Consider the following 18,618-nt stretch of genomic DNA (forward strand, 5'->3'; position numbering starts at 1 on the left):
GCAGTCCCGCAAATCGACCACACAGACCCCGAGAAACCCACCACACTAGGAGAAACCCATGCATTTCCACGACGACTCTTTCTTCCCCGAGGTCCAGGAGAAGCAGGTCATCACCGTCGCCCCGTACGGTCCCGAGTGGGAGGTCGACGACTTCCCCGAGGACCTGCCACTGAGCATCGAGCAGCACGTTCAGCAGGCCGTCGACTGCTACGAGGCGGGCGCGACTGTTCTGCACATCCACGTCCGTGAACTCGACGGCAAGGGCAGCAAGCGCCTCTCGAAGTTCAACGAGCTCCTCGCCGGACTCCGCGAAGCGGTGCCGGACATGATCCTGCAGGTAGGGGGCTCGATCTCGTTCGCACCCGAGGGGGACGGCGCCGACGCGAAGTGGCTCTCGGACGACACCCGTCACATGCTCGCCGAACTCGACCCGAAGCCCGACCAGGTCACCATCGCGATCAACTCCAGCCAGATGAACATCATGGAGCTGATGACCGACGACGACATCGCCGGCACGTCCATGCAGCGTCCCGAGCTGTACGACACCTACCGCGAGATGACCGTCCCCGCGGGTCCCGGCTGGGTTGAAGAGCACCTCCGCCGCCTCACCGCCAACGGCATCCAGCCGCACTTCCAGCTGTCGTCGATCCCACAGCTCGAGACCGTCGAACGTCTGATCCGTCGCGGTAAGTACATGGGACCGCTCAACCTCACCTGGGTGGGCATCGGCGGTGGTTTCGACGGTCCTAATCCGTACAACATCGCGAACTTCATGCAGCGTGTTCCCGACGGCGCGATGCTCACCCTCGAGACCCTCATGCGGTCTGTCCTGCCGGTGAACACGTTGGCGATCGCGATGGGCCTGCACACCCGCTGCGGCAACGAGGACACCATCTGGCGCCACAAGGGCGAGAAGATCACCTCTGTCGAGCAGGTACGACAGCTCGTGCGCATCAGCAACGAGCTCGGCCGCGAAGTCGCCACCGGCAAGGAGGCACGGGACATCTACCGCATCGGCGAGCAGTACTCGTCGATCGACGAGACCCTCGCAAAGCTCGGCTACGCGCCGAACCGTCAGCCCGGTCAGCTCGGATTCACCCAGCACGCGTAAGGACTGAGACGACAATGGCCCTCATGACGCCTCGAACGGCTGTCGATGCACCGGCCACGGTTGATCTGCCTGTGGGACGCACCTCGTCCCGCAGGCGGGTCTACCCGTGGATCGTCTTCGGACTCGCGTTCGCCCTGTTGCTGTCGGACTACATGTCCCGACAGGTTCTCGCTGCGGTCTTCGTGCCGCTCGGGGAGGAGCTCGCCCTCGACAAAGGACAGCTCGGATCGCTGATCTCGGTCGTCGCCCTGATGGTCGGTCTGCTCACGCTGCCGATCTCGATCCTCGCCGACAGGTGGGGCAGGGTCCGCAGCCTGGTGGTGATGGCGATCCTGTGGTCGATCGCCACGCTCGCGTGTGCCTTCGCGCAGAGCTATGAGCAACTGCTGATCGCTCGCTTCTTCGTCGGAGTCGGCGAGGCCGCGTACGGCAGCGTCGGCATCGCATTGGTCCTCAGCCTCTTCGCTCCGCGTGTTCACGCAGCCTTGTCCGCCGCGTTCATGGCGGGCGGATCGTTCGGGACCATGATCGGCACCGCGGTCGGCGGCGTCGTCGCCGTTCACTTCGGATGGCGCTGGTCGATCGGCGCGATGGCCGTGCTCGGACTGCTGCTTGTCGCAGCGTTCAAGGTGATCGTCACCGAGACGAGGGTCCGCCGACACCAGGCCGTTGACGACGCTCCCGCCGCGCCCGCCAAGGCCGACGCGCCCAAGGGCGCCAGGGCTCCGCTGTCGAGCCTGTTCACCAACCCCGCCGTCATCTGCGCTTACATCGGCAGCGGCCTGCAGATGTTCATGGCAGCCGTGATGCTCACATGGCTCCCGACGTTCTTCAAAGAGGAGTACACGATGACCGTCGACAAGGCGGGCGGCGCAGCAGCGTTGTTCGTGCTCCTCGTCGGCACCGGCATGATCGTGTGCGGCGTGATCGCGGACCGCGTCAGTCGCCAGGACCCCACCCGCAAATGGACCGCAGGCATCGGGTTCTGCTCGTTCGCGTTCATCTCGTTGGGGATCGCGTTCCAGCTTCCGACAGGTGGACTTCAACTGGCACTGATGGCGGTCGGCGCGTTCTTCTCGGCGGGTTGCTCCGGCACCACGGCCGCGATGGTGGCGTCTCTCACTCACAAGTCGGTGCAGGCCTCAGCCATGGGAACCCTGACCTTGGCGAACAATCTTCTCGGCCTCGCCGCGGCGCCATTCGTCATCGGCGTGCTCGCGGACCACATGTCTCTGGCCGACGCCCTCGCCATCGCACCGCTGGTCTACATCCCGGCGGCCGCCGCGATGTACATCGGACGACGGCTGCACCCGCGCGGCCTTGCGAAACTCCAGGCCCTGTCGACCCGAGTCGAGCGATGAGCGCGCCGACCGTGGTGGTCGTCCCCGGGCTCCGCGGCGCTGCACCGGCGCACTGGCAGGAGCTGTACGCCGCACGCACACCCGGTACGGTCACCGTCGGGTTCCCGCCGAAGGATCGGTGGCACGACCTGCACGCTCGTACCGCGCTCATCGAGGACGCGGTCGCCGCGGTGGACGGTTCGGTCATCCTGCTCGCCCACAGCGCAGGTGTGCTCGCCACGGTTCACTGGGCACGGACTGCCGGGATGTCGACCGACTCGGTGATCGGTGCCGTGCTTGCGACGCCGCCCGACTTCGACGTCGATTGGCCCGAACCGCATCCGCGGCCCACAGAGTTGGCGGCCGAGGGGTGGACGCCCATTCCGCGGGCGAGGTTGCCGTTTCCGTCGATCCTGGCTGCGAGCCGCAACGACCCGCTGGCCCGTATGCGTTCCAGCGCTGGGCTCGCCGAGGTGTGGGGGAGCAGACTGGTCGACCTCGGAGACGCGGGACATCTCAATCCGGCCTCCGGGTTCGGCGAGTGGCCGCTCGTCGATGACCTGATCACCGAGATCGCGCTTCAGCGCACCTCGTAGCGGACTTCCGGCGACGTGCGAGCCTGCCACCCGAGCCGTTCGAGCTCCGGTGTCTGCTCCAGCGTCTCCGGGTAGCCCACACACAGATATCCGACAAGAATCCAGTCGCCCGGGACGTCCAACGCCCGGGCGACTGCGTCAGGTTCCAGAATCGACACCCAGCCGACGCCCACACCGCGAGCGCGGGCGGCCAACCACAGCGTTGAGATCGCCGTCACCACCGAGTACTCGAGGGTTTGCGGCATCGTGCGTCGTCCGAGGCCTGCGCCCTGGTGGGGTTCCGGGACGCAGAACACCGCGAGATGAACGGGTGCGTCGTCGAGACCGGCGAGCTTGAGACCGGTGTACACCTTCGCCTTCTCGCCCCGGTAGCCGTCCAGCGCCTCGGCATTGCACCGCTCGAAGCTTGCCTTGACCGCTGCTCGGGGAACGTCGGACACCACTTGGACCCACCTCCACGGCTGGCTGTTGCCGACCGATGGAGACAGTTCGGCGGAGGCGAGGATCTCGTCGAGCACACCGTCGGCGAGCGGATCGGTCCGGAAGCGACGAACGTCGCGGCGCCAGCGGAGCAGTTCGTCCAGTTCGTCGACGAACTCAGCGCTGAACGTACCGTCCTTGTTCGTACCCATCGGGCGACCGTACCCCGTGATGGCGGCTCAGTTGACCGCCGGTCCCGGTGTGATGTGCCAACCCCCGGCGGACAGGATGCCGACGGCCTCATACGTCCGGTCGTAGCCTGTCGAGGAGATCTTCCAGCCGTCATCGGTCCGCCGGTACTCGTCTCGGTAGAACGCCGCTCCGACGATCATCCGGTCGTAGTCGGGGACGATCACTCGGTCCTGGAGGTACCACGATCCGGTTGCGGTGTCGCCGTCCACGCGGATCACCGGATGATCCACCCGGTGTTCGGTGATCAACGTGCCCTTCATCGCTCCGCGGAAGTAGTCGAGAACCGCGTCGCGACTGGTGAATGCGAGCTTCTTTCCGCCCATCTGCGTTCCGTAGTCGGTCACCACATCGTCCGTGAGTGTGTCGGCGAGCGCGTCCCAGTCACGGGTGTCGACAGCGCGCAGGTAGCGGTACTTGAGTTCTTCGATCTCGCGGATCGTGTCGGCGGTGGTCATCGGAACCTTTCGTCAGGACAGTGGTGGCGGTTGGCGGCGAGTGTCACAGGTCGGGGATCGGCAATGCGAAGTTCGGGGCGCCGAGGCCCCCGTCCACTTCGACGATCTTGCCTGTCATGTACCGGCCGGCGTCGCTGGCGAGGTACACCGCCGTTGCAGCGATCTCGTCGGGTTCACCGATCCGGCGCAGTGGTGTCTTCTGTTCGATGGCAGTCCGCATCTCATCGTTCTGTGCGACGTAGCCGAGCGCAGGCGTGAGAATCGACCCCGGTGCGATCGCGTTCACCCGGATGCGCGGTGCGAGGTCTTCCGCCGCGAGGCGGGTGTAATGGGCGACAGCGGCCTTGGCAGTTCCGTACGCCAAGTAGCCGCGTCCGGCGAAACGTCCGATCGACGATGACACGTTGATGATGGAACCGCCGTCGTCGTTCTTCAGCAGTTCGGGTACGGCCGCCAGAGAAAGCGCGTGCGCGGTGCCCACATTGAAGGAGAACGCCCCGACGAGGTCGCCGACCGAAGTGTTCATGAACGGCTTGGGCATCGCGCCGCCGACGTTGTTGACGACCACATCCAGTCGGCCGAAGTTCTCCACTGCTGCAGCGACCAGCACAGCCGGGTCTCCGGACGCCATATCGAGCGGGACGGTCACGGCCCGACGCCCATTGGCGGTGATCTTCGACGCCACGTCCTCGAGGTCGGAGTCGGTGCGCGCGGAGATGACGACATCGGCACCGGCCTCGGCGAATCCGAGCGCGATCGCCGCACCGATTCCACGTCCGGCACCGGTCACGATCGCCACGCGACCTTTCATCTGAAACTTCTCGAGCATGTCTCTGCGGCCCCTTGCTAATCGAATATTCGATCAATACAGTGTGAATATCCGGCACACCGTAGCCGCAGCTGCCGTTCTAAACAAGGGGGACGTCCCGCACATGGCCGGTTCACCACCCACCCGTCGCGTGATCGAAACACTCCAACTCCTCAGCGAGACAGACGAGCCGCGGACGATCGCGCAGATCGCCGACACCTTGGGCATCTCCCGACCCACCATGTCTGCGATCCTCGCCGAGCTCGACAGCGCCGGATGGGCCGTCCGCGACGCGTCGCGCGGCTATCGCATCGGTGCCGCGATCGCCGGACTGTCACACAGCGGGTCGGGGGAGTCGTCGATCGTCACGCCCGACATCATCGCCGTCATGGAGGAACTCGCAGCCGAGACCGGATGCGGCACCACTCTCAGCAGATTCACCGCTGACCGGATGACTGTTGTCGGCAAAGTCCACTCGCAGACTCGCCCGGTCCCCGGACTGGGCCTCGGGCAGTCGCTGACGGTCGGTTATCCCGCGGGCGCAGCGGTCATGGCGATGCGTGGCGAGGACGAACAGGTGGCGTGGGCGGGAGCGCATGGCGCCGATCCTGATCGCCGACACAGTGTGCTCGACGTCGTGCTGACGCTCGGTCATGCGGCCTATCGCCCCGCGTCAAGCGACGCGTCCCTCGTCGAATCTCTCGCGGATCTCCTGGGTGCGGTCGGGCCGATGTTGATCGACCCGGCCGTCCGCCGATCGGCGACGCGCCAACTCTCCGAGTTGAGTTCGCGCGCGTACCGCTTGGGCGATCTCGACACCAGCAGCCCGCTGCCGCTCAGTTACCTCGCCGCTCCGGTTGTTCGGCGGGGATCGACCGATTACGAGCTGCAGCTCGGCGTGCTGAGATCGGCGGTTTCTGCAGACGAACGCACCGACCTCGGGCGTGCGCTGGTGGAGGCCGCCTCACGGGTGACCGCCCTCTGGTGAACCGCTGCCTCCTCACGTGCGCAACCAGCAGCTAGACCCGAAATCCCGCACCACGAACAGACATGAGGTAGAACCTGTTACAGAACCGGGCGGTGGGAGAGGAATGAGAATGGCAGGCAACAGGGTCTTCGTCATCGGTGTCGGAATGACCAAGTTCGAGAAGCCCGGACGACGCCGGAACGACGACGGCTCGGTGTGGGACTACCCGGACATGGCTCGAGAAGCAGGAACGGCAGCGCTGTCGGACGCCGGCGTCGACCACACCGACATCGAGCAGGCCTACGTCGGCTACGTCTTCGGCGAGTCGACAGCGGGCCAGCGTGCCGCGTACGAACTCGGCCTGACCGGCATCCCCATAGTCAACGTCAACAACAACTGTTCGACAGGGTCGACGGCGCTGTTCATGGCGGCGCAAGTGATCCGTGGCGGACTCGCGGACTGCACACTGGCTTTGGGGTTTGAGAAGATGCAGCCGGGCTCCCTCGGAGCGACATTCGACGACCGGGAGAATCCGCTCGCACAGCACATGACCGCCCTCGGGAAGATCGCCGACTTCGCGATGCCGCCGGCACCGTGGATGTTCGGCGTCGCGGGCCGGGAGCACATGCAACAGCACGGCAGCACCCCCGAACACTTCGCGAAGATCGGAGTAAAGAACCACAGGCATTCGGTGAACAATCCGTACTCGCAGTTCCAGGACGAGTACACGCTCGACGAAGTCCTCGCGTCGCGCTCGATCTACGAACCCCTGACGAAATTGCAGTGTTCACCGACGTCGGACGGTTCCGGTGCCGTTGTGCTGGCGTCCGAGGCGTTCGTCGACAAGCACGCCCTCGCCGGGCGTGCCGTCGAGATCGTCGGGCAGTCGATGACGACAGACTTCGCGAGCACCTTCGACGGATCGGCGAAGAATCTCATCGGGTACGACATGAACGTGCAGGCCGCACGGCGTGTGTACGACCAGTCGGGCCTCGGCCCGGACGACTTCCACGTGATCGAACTGCACGACTGCTTCTCGGCGAACGAACTGCTGCTGTACGAAGCTCTCGGACTGTGCGCCGAGGGCGACGCGCCGCGGCTGATCGACAACGGTGCTACCACCTACGGCGGCAAGTGGGTCGTGAATCCGTCCGGCGGTCTCATCTCGAAGGGCCACCCTCTCGGCGCAACAGGGCTCGCCCAATGCTCCGAACTCACGTGGCAACTGCGCGGTGACGCCGACAAACGGCAGGTGGACGGCGTCACCGCGGCGCTCCAGCACAACATCGGGCTGGGTGGGGCCGCCGTGGTCACGGCCTATCAGCGCGCGGATCGATGACGATCCGACTCGCGCGGTCATCAGAGCTGTCGACGATCGGAGAGATAGAACGGGCAGCAGGTGCGCTCTTCGCGGAGATCAACATGGAACCGGTCGCGTTCGACGAACCGATGACGATTCAGGAACTCGGACCGTTTTTGGCGAACGGTCGCCTCTGGGTGGCGGTCGACCAGGACGATCAGCCGATCGGCTACGCCTGCGCCGCCGAGATCGACGGTGCGTCTCACCTCGAGCAGGTGTCGGTACACCCCGACCACGGGCGCTCCGGGATCGGAGCGGCGCTGATCAACACGGTGATCAACGATGCCCGAACGAGCGGCTCCTCCGCGGTCACCTTGACGACATTCATCGACGTCCCCTGGAACGGGCCGTACTACCGACGCCTCGGCTTCGAGTACCTGCCGACGGTCCGCGAAACTCCGGGGCTGCGCGCGATTCGCGCGGCCGAGGCCGACCACGGCCTCGACCGGTGGCCACGCGCCTGCATGCGCCTGGAACTGGACTGACCGCGGATGTCCTTCTTCACAGTCCAGGACGACATGTCCTTGCACGCAGAGACGCTGGCGATCAGTCCGTGGTCGGCCACCCAAGTCGGCGGATACGCGGTCTGCGGCGCGCTGGCACGAGCCGTCGAAACCGAGATGACCGACTCCGGACTGTCGCCACTCCGATTCACCGTCGATCTTGTGAAACCCGTCCGGTCCGACGGATTCACTACGCGGACCACGGTGGTCAGGCGGGGCGCCCGAATGTCTGTAGTCGACGCCTCAGTAGTGCAGGACGGCGAAGTGCGGGCACGCGCGACTTCGGTGTTCGTCGTGCAGAGTGACGAACCACCGGGAGAGTTGTGGCATTCCGCCGATCCACTCCCGACTCCGCCCGACGGGGCCGACGCCGTCGGTCCGCCGCTGATCAGAAGCGGACAGAACGGTTGGTCACGCGACTACCGAACGCACCAGAACGCCGGCCGGAAATCCGCGTGGCAGACGTTCCCGCCGCTCGTCGCGGGAGAAGACATGACGCCGTTTCAACGTGCGGTGACCATGTCGGAAACCACCAGTCTGGTCTGCCACTGGGGTACGGCCGGAGCAGGTTTCATCAACACGGATGCCACGTTGGCCCTGGTCAGGCTTCCGATCGGCCGCAGCGTCGGCCTACGCGCCGACAGTCAGATCAGTGAGTCCGGTCTATCTGTGGGAACCGCGACGATGTTCGACAGGCACGGCCTCGTCGGACATTGCACCGTCACCGCGATCGCCAATGCACGCCGCCAAGTGGACCTCGGCGAATTCATCTGAGCTCGGCGAGCCGTGCCTGGCAGAACCTGTCGACGGCGTCGACCATCTGATCCAGGCCCGGCTGCTCCAGCGGGTAGTGTCCGGCGTTCTCCAGCATCACAACGTCCACCTGCACACGTGAGACACGGTTCAAGAACGGTGTCGACAGCGCCAGCGGCGTCCACTTGTCGGCAGCCGGTTGAGTCAGGAGAATCGGGCAGACGTCGAACTGCTCGGGCGATTCCGGCGCGCGGTAGTTGAGGTACGAGTCGAGGAACGCCACAGATACCGAGTTGCCCGCCGATGTGCGGTCCCGGTAGCAGTCCTTCTTCGCCGCAGGTGAATTGACCAGCGCGCGCATCTTGCTCACCCACCGCATGGGGACTCGTGCCCGCCGGGCGGGGGTACGGGCCAAGAACTTCATGACCGGTCCGCCCACGGCGCCTGTCACCGGGTCGAACGCGGTATCACGGCGCACTTTCGCCGACGACTGGTCGAGGAACGTCATGCCGACGATTCCTGCGACGTGCCGGTTCGTCGACGCCACATGGAATGCCTCCATGCCACCCGCGGACAGGCCGTACAGCACGATGGGCCGACCGTCTCGTTCCTTCTCGACCAGCGCCGATCCGATCCGGACCCAGTCGTCATACCTGACGAGCGAGTTGTCGGCCACGTCGGTGACTCCGTAACCCGGCATGTCTACCGCCACTGTCTCGTAGCCCCGGGACGCGAGCGGCCGCCCGAGGATCAGTGACATCTGGCGGCCGTTCGTCCCGACGCCGTGTAGCAGGATCACCTTCACCGGGGCTTGCGGATTTCGGTAGGTGTCGAGGTGGATGTGGTGGCCGTCGTGCTCCCACCACTCCTCGGTCGGCTCCGTCTCCGCCGTGAGTCGATAGCTCTCGGGAAGGTGTCGCTGAACTGTTCTCCAGGCGCCCTGAGTTCGGTAGTCCATCCGACCAGTGTGACCAATCCCAACGAGCCTGACCAGACCAGGCAGGTCACGCCCTAGGTGATCGTGACGCCGCCGTCGACGGTGATCGTCTGTCCGGTGACGTAGCCACCGGCAGGGGAGGCCAGCCAGACCATGGTCGCCGCGATCTCCGCTGGATCGCCCATGCGTCCCAGGATCACGCGGGGAAGCAGGGACTGGATGTAGGCCGGGTCGTACTCGTCGGTCATCTCGGTGGCGAAGAAGCCGGGTGCGATGCCGTTGACGCGGATGCCTTTCCGCGCACCCCACTGCTGCGCGAGGTCACGGGTCAACCCGATGACGCCAGCCTTGCTCGCGCTGTACGCGGCTTGGGGGAGACCGGCCGTGGTGATGCCGAGAATGCTCGCGATGTTGATGACCGAGCTTCCCGGACCCATGACCCGGCCGCATGCCTGAGCAGCCCAGTACGACCCGTTCAGGTTCACATCGATCACTGAACGGAACTGTTCGGGAGTCTCGCGGGTGGCCGGGTACGCGCTTCCGACTCCGGCGTTGTTCACCAGCACGTCGACCTTGCCGAACTCCGCCACCGCGGCCTCGACCATCGTGGTGCATGCTTCCGGATCGGAGACGTCGGTCTGCACAGCGAGCGCCCTGCGACCGGCCTTCTCGACCAGCTCTGCGGTGGCGGCCAGCTTCTCGACTCGGCGGGCGGCGAGCACAACGTCGGCACCTGCTTCGGCGGCTGCCTGCGCAAACGCGACGCCTAGACCGGACGACGCGCCGGTGACGATGACCACTCGATCGTCGAGGCGGAAGGAATCAAGAACACTCATTTGAACAGCTCCTCAGGGGAAGTCGGGCGGGGGGTCAGAACCACGCGGGGTTCATGTCGGTGGTGGTGGTGTCGCGCGAGGCGAGCAGGTCGACCCATGGGTCGGTCTGCGGCAGTTCGTGGGCGAAGAAGTAGCGCGTCGCCATGCGCTTACCGTCATAGAAGTCGCCGACCCGTCCCTCGGCAGCGAGGAACTGCTCGAGCCACAGCCAGGCGACGACGCCGTGCCCGAAAGCCTCCAAATAGACGCTTGCATTGGCCAGCGCGGCGACCGGATCGGCGTCGGCCCACAGTGCACCGGTGACACCGACGATGCGAGTCCAGGCGGCGTCCAGCTGGCCCGCGTACGTGCTCGCGTCGCCGCCTGCGTCACGTCCTGCAGCGACGGTGGCTGCGATCCGCTCGGTGAGAAGCGCGAGGCCACGACCGCCGCGCATGATCACCTTGCGGCCGAGCAGGTCGAGCGCCTGCACGCCGTGGGTTCCCTCGTGAATCGGGTTGAGCCGATTGTCCCGGTAGTGCTGTTCGACGTCGTAGTCACGGGTGTACCCGTATCCGCCGTGCACCTGGATCGCCAGGTCGTTGGCTTTGAGGCACCACTGCGACGGCCAACTCTTCGCGATCGGCGTCAGAACGTCGAGCAGCAGACCGAGGTCGGCGGCCCTCTCCGGATCGGTCTCGACTGCGAGGTCGTCGACGATTCTGGAGCTGTAGAGGCCGAGGGCGAGTCCACCTTCGACGTACGCCTTCTGGGCGAGCAGCATCCGCCGGACGTCCGGATGCTCGATGATCGCGACCGGCGGCGCCGACGGGTCCTTCGCGCCGAGGGGCCGACCCTGCGTGCGGCCCGCGGCGTACTCGACGGCCTTCAGATAGCCGACGTAACCGAGGGCGGTAGCGAGGAATCCGACGCCGATGCGGGCCTCGTTCATCATGTGGAACATGTACGAGAGGCCCTTGTGCTCCTCTCCGACGAGGTAACCGACCGCCCCCGCACGACCACCCGGCAGATGTGTGCCGTCACCGATCGCGAGGGCTGCGTTTGTGGTGCCGCGGTTGCCCATCTTGTGATTGAGGCCGGTCAGCGTGATGTCGTTGCGTTCGCCGAGCCCGTCGCCGTGGGGGAGGAACTTCGGGACGATGAACAGTGAGATGCTCTTGACGCCGGGCTCCCCGCCGGGCGTCTTCGCGAGCACGAGGTGGACGATGTTCTCGGAGAGGTTCTGGTCTCCTCCGGAGATCCACATCTTCGATCCGGTGATGCGGTATGTGCCGTCGTCCTGCTTCTCCGCACGCGTCGAGACGTCAGCGAGCGATGATCCGGCCTGCGGCTCAGACAGGCACATGGTCCCGAACCAGCGACCTTCGAGCATGGGCTTCACAAATGTCGCGATCTGCTCGTCGGTCCCGTACTCGGCGAGCAGTGCGGCGTTCGCGGTGGTCAGAAGAGCATAGGACGACGTTCCGGCATTGGAGGCCTGCAACCAGGCCATGGATGCGCGGGCGACCGTTGTGGGCAGTTGCATGCCACCGATCGACTCATCGAAGGTTCCGGTGATGAGGCCCGACTCGCCGTAGGCGTCGAGGGCGGTCTTGACCGCCGGGATCGTCTCGACGGTGCCGTCGGCCAGCATGTGCGGTTCATTGGCGTCGGCGTCCCGGTTATGTGGGATGAAGTGCTTCTCGGCGAGATCGGCGGTCAGATCGAGGACCGCGTCGAACGTCTCCCGGGAGTGCTCGGCGAATCGGTCGTATGCCGTCAACGACTCGACGTCGAGCCACTCGTAGAGAAGGAAGTCCAGATCACGTCGAGACAGTGCGTGCGCCATGAGAGTTCCGATCGGAGATGTCGCGTACAGGAGGCACGAAACTATGCGTTCGTATAGTTTCTATACATACGCATACTTCAGCACAGTTGCCTGAGTGTCAAGGACCAGGGAAGGATATCCACGTGTCGAACATGACGGAGGCCGAACTGGCCGAGCATCTCGGAACATCGAAGGCTGCAGCCCGCATTCGCGCCGCGGCCGGAGACGTGTTCGCCGCACGGGGCTACGGGGTCGCAACCACACGCGAGATCGCCGCCAGCCTCGATCTGAGCCCCGGCGCCGTGTACCCGCATTACAAGACCAAGGAGTCGCTGCTCTTCGCCATTGCCCTCGAAGGGCACTGGGGAGTCCTGCAGGCAGCCCTGGACGCCGACGACCGGACGCTGCCGCCGGCGGAACGTCTGTCCGCAGTGATGCAAGCATTTGTCCTCTGGCACGCGCAACGCACGGCGATCTCGAGCGTGATCCAACACGAACTGCGGTCGCTCGAGCCCGATCATCTCGCCGTGATCGCCGACATCAGGCGCTCCACGACGGCCCTGTTCGACTCGATTCTTCAAGCCGGAGTCGACGCGCGAGTGTTCCACGTCGACGACGTGTCGACGGCGACTCTCGCGATCACCTCGCTCGCCATCGACGTCAGCCGATGGTTCCCGACCAAGCGAGTCTCCGACGCCGAGGAACTGTCGCGACGCTACAGCGACATCGCCCTTCGGATTGCGGGCGCCTAGACAGTTTCGACGATGAGCTTGGCGGTCGCCTTGGCCGATCCGGGGTTCTGTCCGGTGACGAGCTTTCCGTCAGCGATCGCATACGACATGAACGGGATCCGCCCCTTCTCGTACAGCGCACCGCGAGCCTTCATCTCATCTTCGGCGTTGTAAGGCACGAGCTTGTCGACTCGAGCGAGCTTCTCCTCCTGCCAGGCGAACCCGGTGACGCGCTTGCCGTCGACGAGCCTCTTGCCGTCCGACAGGGTGATGTCGAGCAGTCCACAGTAGCCGTGGCACACCGAGGCGACGACACCTCCGTTCTCGTAGATCTCCCGACTGATCCGTTGCAGGCCCTCGCTGCCCGGGAAGTCGTACATCACCGCATGACCACCGGTGTAGAAGATGGCGTCGAAGTCGGCCGGATCGATCTGATCGGGGCTGCGCGTGTTGTCCAACAGTGCCATCCGGGCCGGGGCACGGTGCCACGCCTTGGCACTCTTGTCGTAGTTCGGAAACTTGAGTGAGCGGGGCTCGAGTGGCGAATGGCCACCGGCCGGACTGACGATCGTCTGGTCGAAACCAGCGTCCTCGAACACGTCCCACGCGTGCGTGAGCTCAGAAAGCCAGAGGCCGGTCGGATGCGACGGATCGTCGTAGTGGGCCACGTTGGTGACAACGTTGAGAATGCGCATGGCGCCGAACTCCTTAGTTTCAGTGAACTGCGAGGACTGCGGAGAACGCGGCGTGAACCCGCTCCGCGATCTCGTCGTTGGACTCGGCGGGCAGTTTGCCGTCGAGGAACAGGTATGCGAGGCCGTGGGCGAGTGCCCAGCCGCCGGTCGCGAGGTTCTCGGCATCGGATCCCGGGTAGACGGTCTCCATGCCGATGCGCAGGAGCTCTCGGATGTCGTGGGCGGCCTGCACCCGGTCGGCATTGCCCTCGTCGCACGCGTTGTTGAACATCAACCGGAACAGCTCCGGTCGGCGGAGACCGAACTCGACGTACGCTACCGCGAAGTCTGCGAGATCCGAGGGTGTCGCCGGCATCGAGCGCCCGTTGAGCAGGTCGGCTTTCAAGTCGCGTAGCCCCTGAGCAGCGAGCGCGGACTCGAGGGCGTCGCGATCTGTGAAGTGGCGGTATGGCGCAGTGGGGGACACACCCGCTTCGCGAGCGATCGCTCGCAACGAGAACGGTTCACCTGCTTCGAGCAGACCCATCGCCGCCGCCAGCAGAGACGCACGGAGATCGCCGTGATGGTATGCACTCTTCGTCGATGTTGACACCGCTAACTTTCCTCTCTAGCGTGATGTGTACACCGTCAACATACCGCAGAAGGAAGCACGATGCCAGCGACAGCCGATTCCCCCGTCTTCACACCCTTCCAGTTGCCGAGCGGTGCGGTGATTCCGAACCGCCTAGCCAAGGCGGCGATGGAGGAGAACATGGCCGCCTACGGACAGCTTCCCGGCGAGTCGTTGCTCCGCCTGTACCGCCGGTGGAGCGAAGGAGGCGCCGGACTGCTCATCACCGGCAATGTGATGGTGCACGCCGAGGCGCTCACCGGCCCCGCGGGTGTCGTCCTGAACTCCGATTCGCCGATCGAGCCCTTCCGCGAGTGGGCCAGTGCCGCCAAGTCCGGCGGCGCGCAGGTGTGGATGCAGATCAATCACCCAGGACGCCAGATCCGCGCCGACATGCCGGGCGTCGCGTGGGGCCCGTCGGCCGTCCGCGTCGAGCTGGGGAAGAACTCGAAACGCTTCGCCGAGCCCGTGGCCATGACTGCGCAACAGATCCACGAGACCGTGGCTCGCTTCGCCGACACCGCCGCACGCGCCGAGGAGGCCGGCTTCGACGGAGTCGAGGTCCACGCCGCACACGGCTATCTGTTGTCGCAGTTCCTTTCGCCGCTGTCGAACCGGCGCGATGACGACTGGGGCGGCCCTCTGGAGAACAGGGCCCGCCTGCTTCTCGACATCGTTCGGGAGGTGCGAGCCCGCGTGTCGCCGACTTTTGCGGTGGCAGTCAAACTGAACTCGGCCGATTTCCAACGTGGCGGATTCGACGCCAACGACGCCGCAACCGTGATCAGGATGCTCGCACCGCTGGGCGTGGACGTCGTCGAGCTCTCCGGCGGCAGTTACGAAGCACCGGCGATGACCGGGCAGGCAGGTGACGAGCGCAGCCGATCACGCGAGGCCTACTTCCTCAGCCTCGCCGAGGAACTCGCCGCAGACAGTCCGCTGCCTCTCATGCTGACCGGCGGAGTGGTCCGACGGTCGGTCGCCGAAGAGGTCCTGGCCGGGGGAGTCGACATCGTCGGCATGGGCACGGCGATCGCCATGAACCCTGACCTGCCGAACCAGTGGCGACACGACGCCGACGAAGCCGTGACAGTGATCCCGGTGCGCATCAGCGACAAGGCCGTGGCCTCGGCCGCAAGCATGGCCCGTGTCCGTCGCCAGTTGCGACGTCTCGGGGACGGCCGCACACCGAGGCCTGCCGCCGACCCGAAGATCGCGCTCGTCGTCGAAACGATTCTTCAGTCATTCGCGCTTCGCCGTTACCGCCGATGGCTTGCGAAAAGTGCACATGAGGGAGTCCTCAGCCCGCGATAGGGACTCGAGTGACCGCCGACGTCCACATCTGGCGGCGCCGACGCGCTCCGGCGAGGTCAGTCGAGGGAGGGAACGGCCGAAAGGTGCAGAGCGACGAGTTCCCGTAGCCTGATTGCAACCTCGGTCAGCGGGCGGGTCGAGTGTTGCGCCTGCGAGGCGATCACCGCGCCTTCGATGGCGGAGACGATGGTGATCGCCAAGGACTTCGCAATGTCCGCGTCGATCCCGTCGTCGACCATTCGATCCCGCACGAGGTCGTGCCACTGACCGAAGATGCCACCGGCGAGATCGGCGGCGGACGGTGCGTCGGCACGACCCAACGCTGCGGCGACCACCGGACATCCCGCGTCGAAGTCGGTGGAGGTGAGGACTTCCACCCACATCTCGCTGAACGCGCTGATGGGATCGGGGGAGTCGAGAATCCCTTCGATCGCCTGAGTGATGATCGCACCGGACGCGCGCGTCGCTTCGGTGACGAGTTCGGACTTCCCGCCTGGAAAGTTGAGGTAGATCGACCGGCGAGCAACGCCGCTCGTCGACAGAATGTCCGACAGGGACGTGCCGGACACACCGTGACAGCGCATCAGCGATGCCGTCGCCTCGAGCAGCCGATCTTTCACACTCATCTGCATCCCTCTCATCTCGCTCTTGAAATATACCAATCGGTCTCCTAGTGTGGGCGCAGTAGACCGATCGATATATTTCGCTCGGCACTCTGACTCAGTGAGGATTCCTCAGATGACTGACCTCGACATCTCCGCCGTGGCCACGCCGCTCACCTTGCCCTCCGGGCAGACTCTCACAAACAGGTTGATGAAAGCCGCACTCAGTGAAGGGCTCGCCGACAGTGGCGGCGCGCCGGACGCGCAGCTGACCCGGTTGTATTCGCGCTGGGCCGACGGGGGCTTCGGCCTCGTGGTGACCGGCAACGTCATGGTCGACCGGCGCCAACTCGGCGAGCCGGGAAACGTCGTCATCGAAGACGAGAGCCATCTCGCCGAGTTCACGCAATGGGCCGATGCGGCGAAGCGTGGAGGTTCACGTGTGTGGATGCAGGTGAATCATCCCGGCCGGCAGGCGAATCCGCTCCTTGGAGCGTCGTACACAGTGGCGCCGTCAGCGATCGGCTTGAATCTGCCCGGCATTCCCGCGCCACGCGCTTTGACGGGGGACGAGATCGTGGACCTGATCGCACGATTTGCGACGGCCGCGCGGGTCGCTGAAACAGCCGGATTCGACGGCGTGCAGATTCACGGCGCACACGGATACCTGGTGTCGCAGTTCCTGTCGCCACTGAGCAATCAGCGCACAGACGAGTGGGGCGGCAGCGTCGAGAACCGGGCGCGGTTCCTCCTCGAGGTCATTCGCGCCATTCGCTCCACCGTCCGTCCCGACTTCGGCGTCGGCGTCAAACTGAACTCGGCGGATTTCCAGCGCGGCGGATTCACCGAGGACGACTCGAGGGCCGTCATCTCACTGATCGCGAACGAACAGATCGACCTGATCGAGATCAGCGGCGGCAGCTACGAGTCTCCCGCGATGATGGGACGACCCGTCCGATCGGACCGCACCCGAGCCCGCGAAGCCTACTTTCTCGAGTACGCCGACACGGTTCGTGAACTGGCGGGAGACGTTCCATTGGCGGTGACCGGCGGATTCCGTTCGCGCCAGGCGATGGGCGACGCTGTCGACGGCGGTCACTGCGACGTCGTTGGTCTCGGCCGCCCAGCGGCGATCACACCGGACGCGGCCCGCAGAATCACTGACGCGGACGTCGAGGTGCTGCCGTCGCTAACGCTGAAACTGCCCGTCCCGCAACGGGTGAGAGCATCGGCGAGTCAGCTGAAGACCGTCGAGGGAGCCCTTGACCTGCAGTGGCATGCAGACCAACTGCGTCGGATGGGTGACGGGAACGAACCCGACCCCCAGCGCCCGCTCTGGCGGACCGTGATCGCGGCAGCCCGACACAACGGCCTCGACGCCTTCCGTAGCCGTCGTGGGGGAGCGGCGTCGGCGGAGGCCAAGGCCCTTCGGAAGTTCCGATTCGAGCGCGCCGTCGGTCGGCGACTGATGAATCCGACGGTGGCTTTCGCTCAGCGGCTCGGTCTCGGTGGCCGCTTGGCAACCCACTTGGAGACCACCGGCCGCAAGAGCGGAGTGACCCGCGTGGTGCCGGTGTCCGCGGTGTTCGACAACGAGGGCGCGTGGGTCATCAGCCAGCACGGCACCCGATCGGGTTGGGCGCTCAATGTTCTCGCCAATCCGAGTGTCCGTATTCGACACGGCGACGAGTGGCGTACCGGTACCGCCACGGTCATGCACGACGACGACGTCCGCGCTCGCGCACGGTCCTTCGCGCCGCACCCGGCACTGGCCGGCGTCACCGCCGCCACGTTCCAGGCGATGGAGAGCGATCCCGTGTCGGTGCGGATCGCTTTTGATCGCGGTGCCGACTGACACACTGGACCCCGTGACGCGCGATTGGTTTCGGAACGAGACGTGGACGGCCGCTGTGCGAGAAGAGTTCGAACGTCGTCTCGCACGCGCACGTCCGTCCAATCGCCCGCAATACCTCCGCATTCAAGGAGTTCACCTGGAACGGGCCGGTGATGTCGAGTCTGCTCGCGAGCTCTGGGTGCGCACGGTGCAGTCGGATCCGTCGCACGACCTCGGTCGCGACCGCTTCGCCGCGATGGAACACCTGGCCGATTCGTTCAAGCGCAGCGACTCGGAACAGGCCGCGCGATGGTACCGGCTGGTGTTGGCCGAGAACTCGTCACTGAGCGGCACCTCGTGGCAGGCAGAGCTGTCGCTCGCCGAAACCCTTGTCGCAGCAGGCGACGTCCTCGGCGCCCGGCAGTCATTGGCCGACTGGCGTGCACGCGGTGAGTCGAAGACCCCGGCCGATCTCGTCCGAGAGCAGCTTGTCCTTCTCGAACTCGCTGAGGTCGCGGCCGACCGCGACGCTGCACGAATCGCGGCGCGGCGAGCGCTCGAGGCGGCAGCCATGCCCTCACCGTTTGCGAACCATCCCGACGTCGGCATCGCCAAGCTCGACGCTGCCACGCGCAAGCGCCTGAACCGCCTGGCGCGCGGTCGTCGATTTCGGCGGTGACCGACGAA

Annotated in this window: 20 protein-coding genes; 11 read left to right on the forward strand and 9 right to left on the reverse strand. The window is 65.6% G+C overall.

The window, feature by feature from the left end; genetic code table 11:
• The first annotated feature begins 58 nt into the window (after positions 1-58).
• The 3 genes from JVX90_RS08455 to JVX90_RS08465 are packed head-to-tail and all read left to right on the forward strand — an operon-like array spanning position 59 to position 3,047.
• Positions 59-1,111, forward strand: coding sequence for a 3-keto-5-aminohexanoate cleavage protein (locus tag JVX90_RS08455; protein ID WP_205331906.1), 1,053 nt, complete (start codon positions 59-61; stop codon positions 1,109-1,111).
• A 23-nt stretch (positions 1,112-1,134) separates the two neighbouring features.
• Positions 1,135-2,472, forward strand: coding sequence for an MFS transporter (locus JVX90_RS08460; protein ID WP_240194101.1), 1,338 nt, complete (start codon positions 1,135-1,137; stop codon positions 2,470-2,472).
• Complete coding sequence (locus JVX90_RS08465) at positions 2,469-3,047, forward strand: alpha/beta hydrolase (RefSeq protein WP_205331908.1); 579 nt, start codon at positions 2,469-2,471, stop codon at positions 3,045-3,047. The genes JVX90_RS08460 and JVX90_RS08465 overlap by 4 nt, the downstream gene beginning before the upstream one ends.
• Here the strand turns inward: JVX90_RS08465 and bluB are convergent.
• Genes bluB through JVX90_RS08480 form a run of 3 tightly spaced genes read right to left on the reverse strand, consistent with a single transcriptional unit; the run spans position 3,032 to position 5,003 of the window.
• Positions 3,032-3,679, reverse strand: a complete 648-nt coding sequence (bluB, locus tag JVX90_RS08470; protein ID WP_205331909.1) for a 5,6-dimethylbenzimidazole synthase — start codon at positions 3,677-3,679, stop codon at positions 3,032-3,034. The two genes, JVX90_RS08465 and bluB, sit on opposite strands and share 16 nt — an antisense overlap.
• Positions 3,680-3,706: 27 nt before the next feature.
• Positions 3,707-4,174: a nuclear transport factor 2 family protein gene (locus JVX90_RS08475; RefSeq protein WP_205331910.1), complete on the reverse strand. Its 468-nt coding sequence runs from the start codon at positions 4,172-4,174 to the stop codon at positions 3,707-3,709.
• A gap of 43 nt (positions 4,175-4,217) precedes the next feature.
• Positions 4,218-5,003: an SDR family oxidoreductase gene (locus JVX90_RS08480; RefSeq protein ID WP_205331911.1), complete on the reverse strand. Its 786-nt coding sequence runs from the start codon at positions 5,001-5,003 to the stop codon at positions 4,218-4,220.
• Between the two features lie 130 nt (positions 5,004-5,133).
• On the opposite strand from JVX90_RS08480, the gene JVX90_RS08485 reads away from it, so the two are divergent.
• The 4 genes from JVX90_RS08485 (at position 5,134) to JVX90_RS08500 (ending at position 8,586) form a co-directional block, all read left to right on the forward strand.
• Entirely contained in the window at positions 5,134-5,970 is an 837-nt protein-coding gene (locus JVX90_RS08485; RefSeq protein WP_240194102.1) for a helix-turn-helix domain-containing protein, read from the forward strand.
• A 109-nt stretch (positions 5,971-6,079) separates the two neighbouring features.
• Positions 6,080-7,288, forward strand: a complete 1,209-nt coding sequence (locus JVX90_RS08490) for a lipid-transfer protein (protein WP_205331913.1) — start codon at positions 6,080-6,082, stop codon at positions 7,286-7,288.
• A complete protein-coding gene (locus tag JVX90_RS08495; RefSeq protein ID WP_205331914.1) occupies positions 7,285-7,794 on the forward strand; it encodes a GNAT family N-acetyltransferase in 510 nt (169 codons plus the stop codon). The genes JVX90_RS08490 and JVX90_RS08495 overlap by 4 nt, the downstream gene beginning before the upstream one ends.
• Positions 7,795-7,827: 33 nt before the next feature.
• Positions 7,828-8,586, forward strand: a complete 759-nt coding sequence (locus JVX90_RS08500; protein WP_240194103.1) for an acyl-CoA thioesterase domain-containing protein — start codon at positions 7,828-7,830, stop codon at positions 8,584-8,586.
• On the opposite strand, the gene JVX90_RS08505 is transcribed toward JVX90_RS08500, so the two are convergent.
• The 3 genes from JVX90_RS08505 to JVX90_RS08515 are packed head-to-tail and all read right to left on the reverse strand — an operon-like array spanning position 8,579 to position 12,166.
• Complete coding sequence (locus tag JVX90_RS08505; protein WP_205331916.1) at positions 8,579-9,523, reverse strand: alpha/beta fold hydrolase; 945 nt, start codon at positions 9,521-9,523, stop codon at positions 8,579-8,581. The two genes, JVX90_RS08500 and JVX90_RS08505, sit on opposite strands and share 8 nt — an antisense overlap.
• Before the next feature lie 53 nt (positions 9,524-9,576).
• Complete coding sequence (locus JVX90_RS08510; protein WP_205331917.1) at positions 9,577-10,338, reverse strand: SDR family oxidoreductase; 762 nt, start codon at positions 10,336-10,338, stop codon at positions 9,577-9,579.
• A 34-nt stretch (positions 10,339-10,372) separates the two neighbouring features.
• Positions 10,373-12,166: an acyl-CoA dehydrogenase gene (locus tag JVX90_RS08515; protein WP_205331918.1), complete on the reverse strand. Its 1,794-nt coding sequence runs from the start codon at positions 12,164-12,166 to the stop codon at positions 10,373-10,375.
• A gap of 131 nt (positions 12,167-12,297) precedes the next feature.
• Here JVX90_RS08515 and JVX90_RS08520 point away from each other — a divergent pair, with 131 nt between their 5' ends.
• Positions 12,298-12,897, forward strand: coding sequence for a TetR/AcrR family transcriptional regulator (locus tag JVX90_RS08520; RefSeq protein WP_205332340.1), 600 nt, complete (start codon positions 12,298-12,300; stop codon positions 12,895-12,897).
• Here the strand turns inward: JVX90_RS08520 and JVX90_RS08525 are convergent.
• Positions 12,894-13,571, reverse strand: a complete 678-nt coding sequence (locus JVX90_RS08525; protein ID WP_205331919.1) for a type 1 glutamine amidotransferase domain-containing protein — start codon at positions 13,569-13,571, stop codon at positions 12,894-12,896. The two genes, JVX90_RS08520 and JVX90_RS08525, sit on opposite strands and share 4 nt — an antisense overlap.
• A gap of 19 nt (positions 13,572-13,590) precedes the next feature.
• Positions 13,591-14,163: a TetR/AcrR family transcriptional regulator gene (locus JVX90_RS08530; protein ID WP_205331920.1), complete on the reverse strand. Its 573-nt coding sequence runs from the start codon at positions 14,161-14,163 to the stop codon at positions 13,591-13,593.
• Between the two features lie 60 nt (positions 14,164-14,223).
• Here JVX90_RS08530 and JVX90_RS08535 point away from each other — a divergent pair, with 60 nt between their 5' ends.
• Complete coding sequence (locus JVX90_RS08535) at positions 14,224-15,495, forward strand: NADH:flavin oxidoreductase/NADH oxidase family protein (protein ID WP_205331921.1); 1,272 nt, start codon at positions 14,224-14,226, stop codon at positions 15,493-15,495.
• Positions 15,496-15,551: 56 nt separating this feature from the next.
• On the opposite strand, the gene JVX90_RS08540 is transcribed toward JVX90_RS08535, so the two are convergent.
• The gene (locus JVX90_RS08540) at positions 15,552-16,121 is read right to left on the reverse strand and encodes a TetR family transcriptional regulator (RefSeq protein ID WP_205331922.1); all 570 of its coding nucleotides are present in this window, start codon (positions 16,119-16,121) and stop codon (positions 15,552-15,554) included.
• Between the two features lie 112 nt (positions 16,122-16,233).
• Between JVX90_RS08540 and JVX90_RS08545 the strand changes: the two genes are divergently transcribed.
• Both JVX90_RS08545 and JVX90_RS08550 read left to right on the forward strand, forming a co-directional pair.
• Positions 16,234-17,952: a nitroreductase family deazaflavin-dependent oxidoreductase gene (locus JVX90_RS08545; RefSeq protein ID WP_205331923.1), complete on the forward strand. Its 1,719-nt coding sequence runs from the start codon at positions 16,234-16,236 to the stop codon at positions 17,950-17,952.
• Positions 17,953-17,965: 13 nt separating this feature from the next.
• Complete coding sequence (locus JVX90_RS08550; protein ID WP_205331924.1) at positions 17,966-18,610, forward strand: hypothetical protein; 645 nt, start codon at positions 17,966-17,968, stop codon at positions 18,608-18,610.
• Positions 18,611-18,618: the final 8 nt, after the last annotated feature.

The sequence above is a fragment of the Gordonia sp. PDNC005 genome (assembly GCF_016919385.1).
Classification (GTDB): Bacteria; Actinomycetota; Actinomycetes; order Mycobacteriales; family Mycobacteriaceae; genus Gordonia.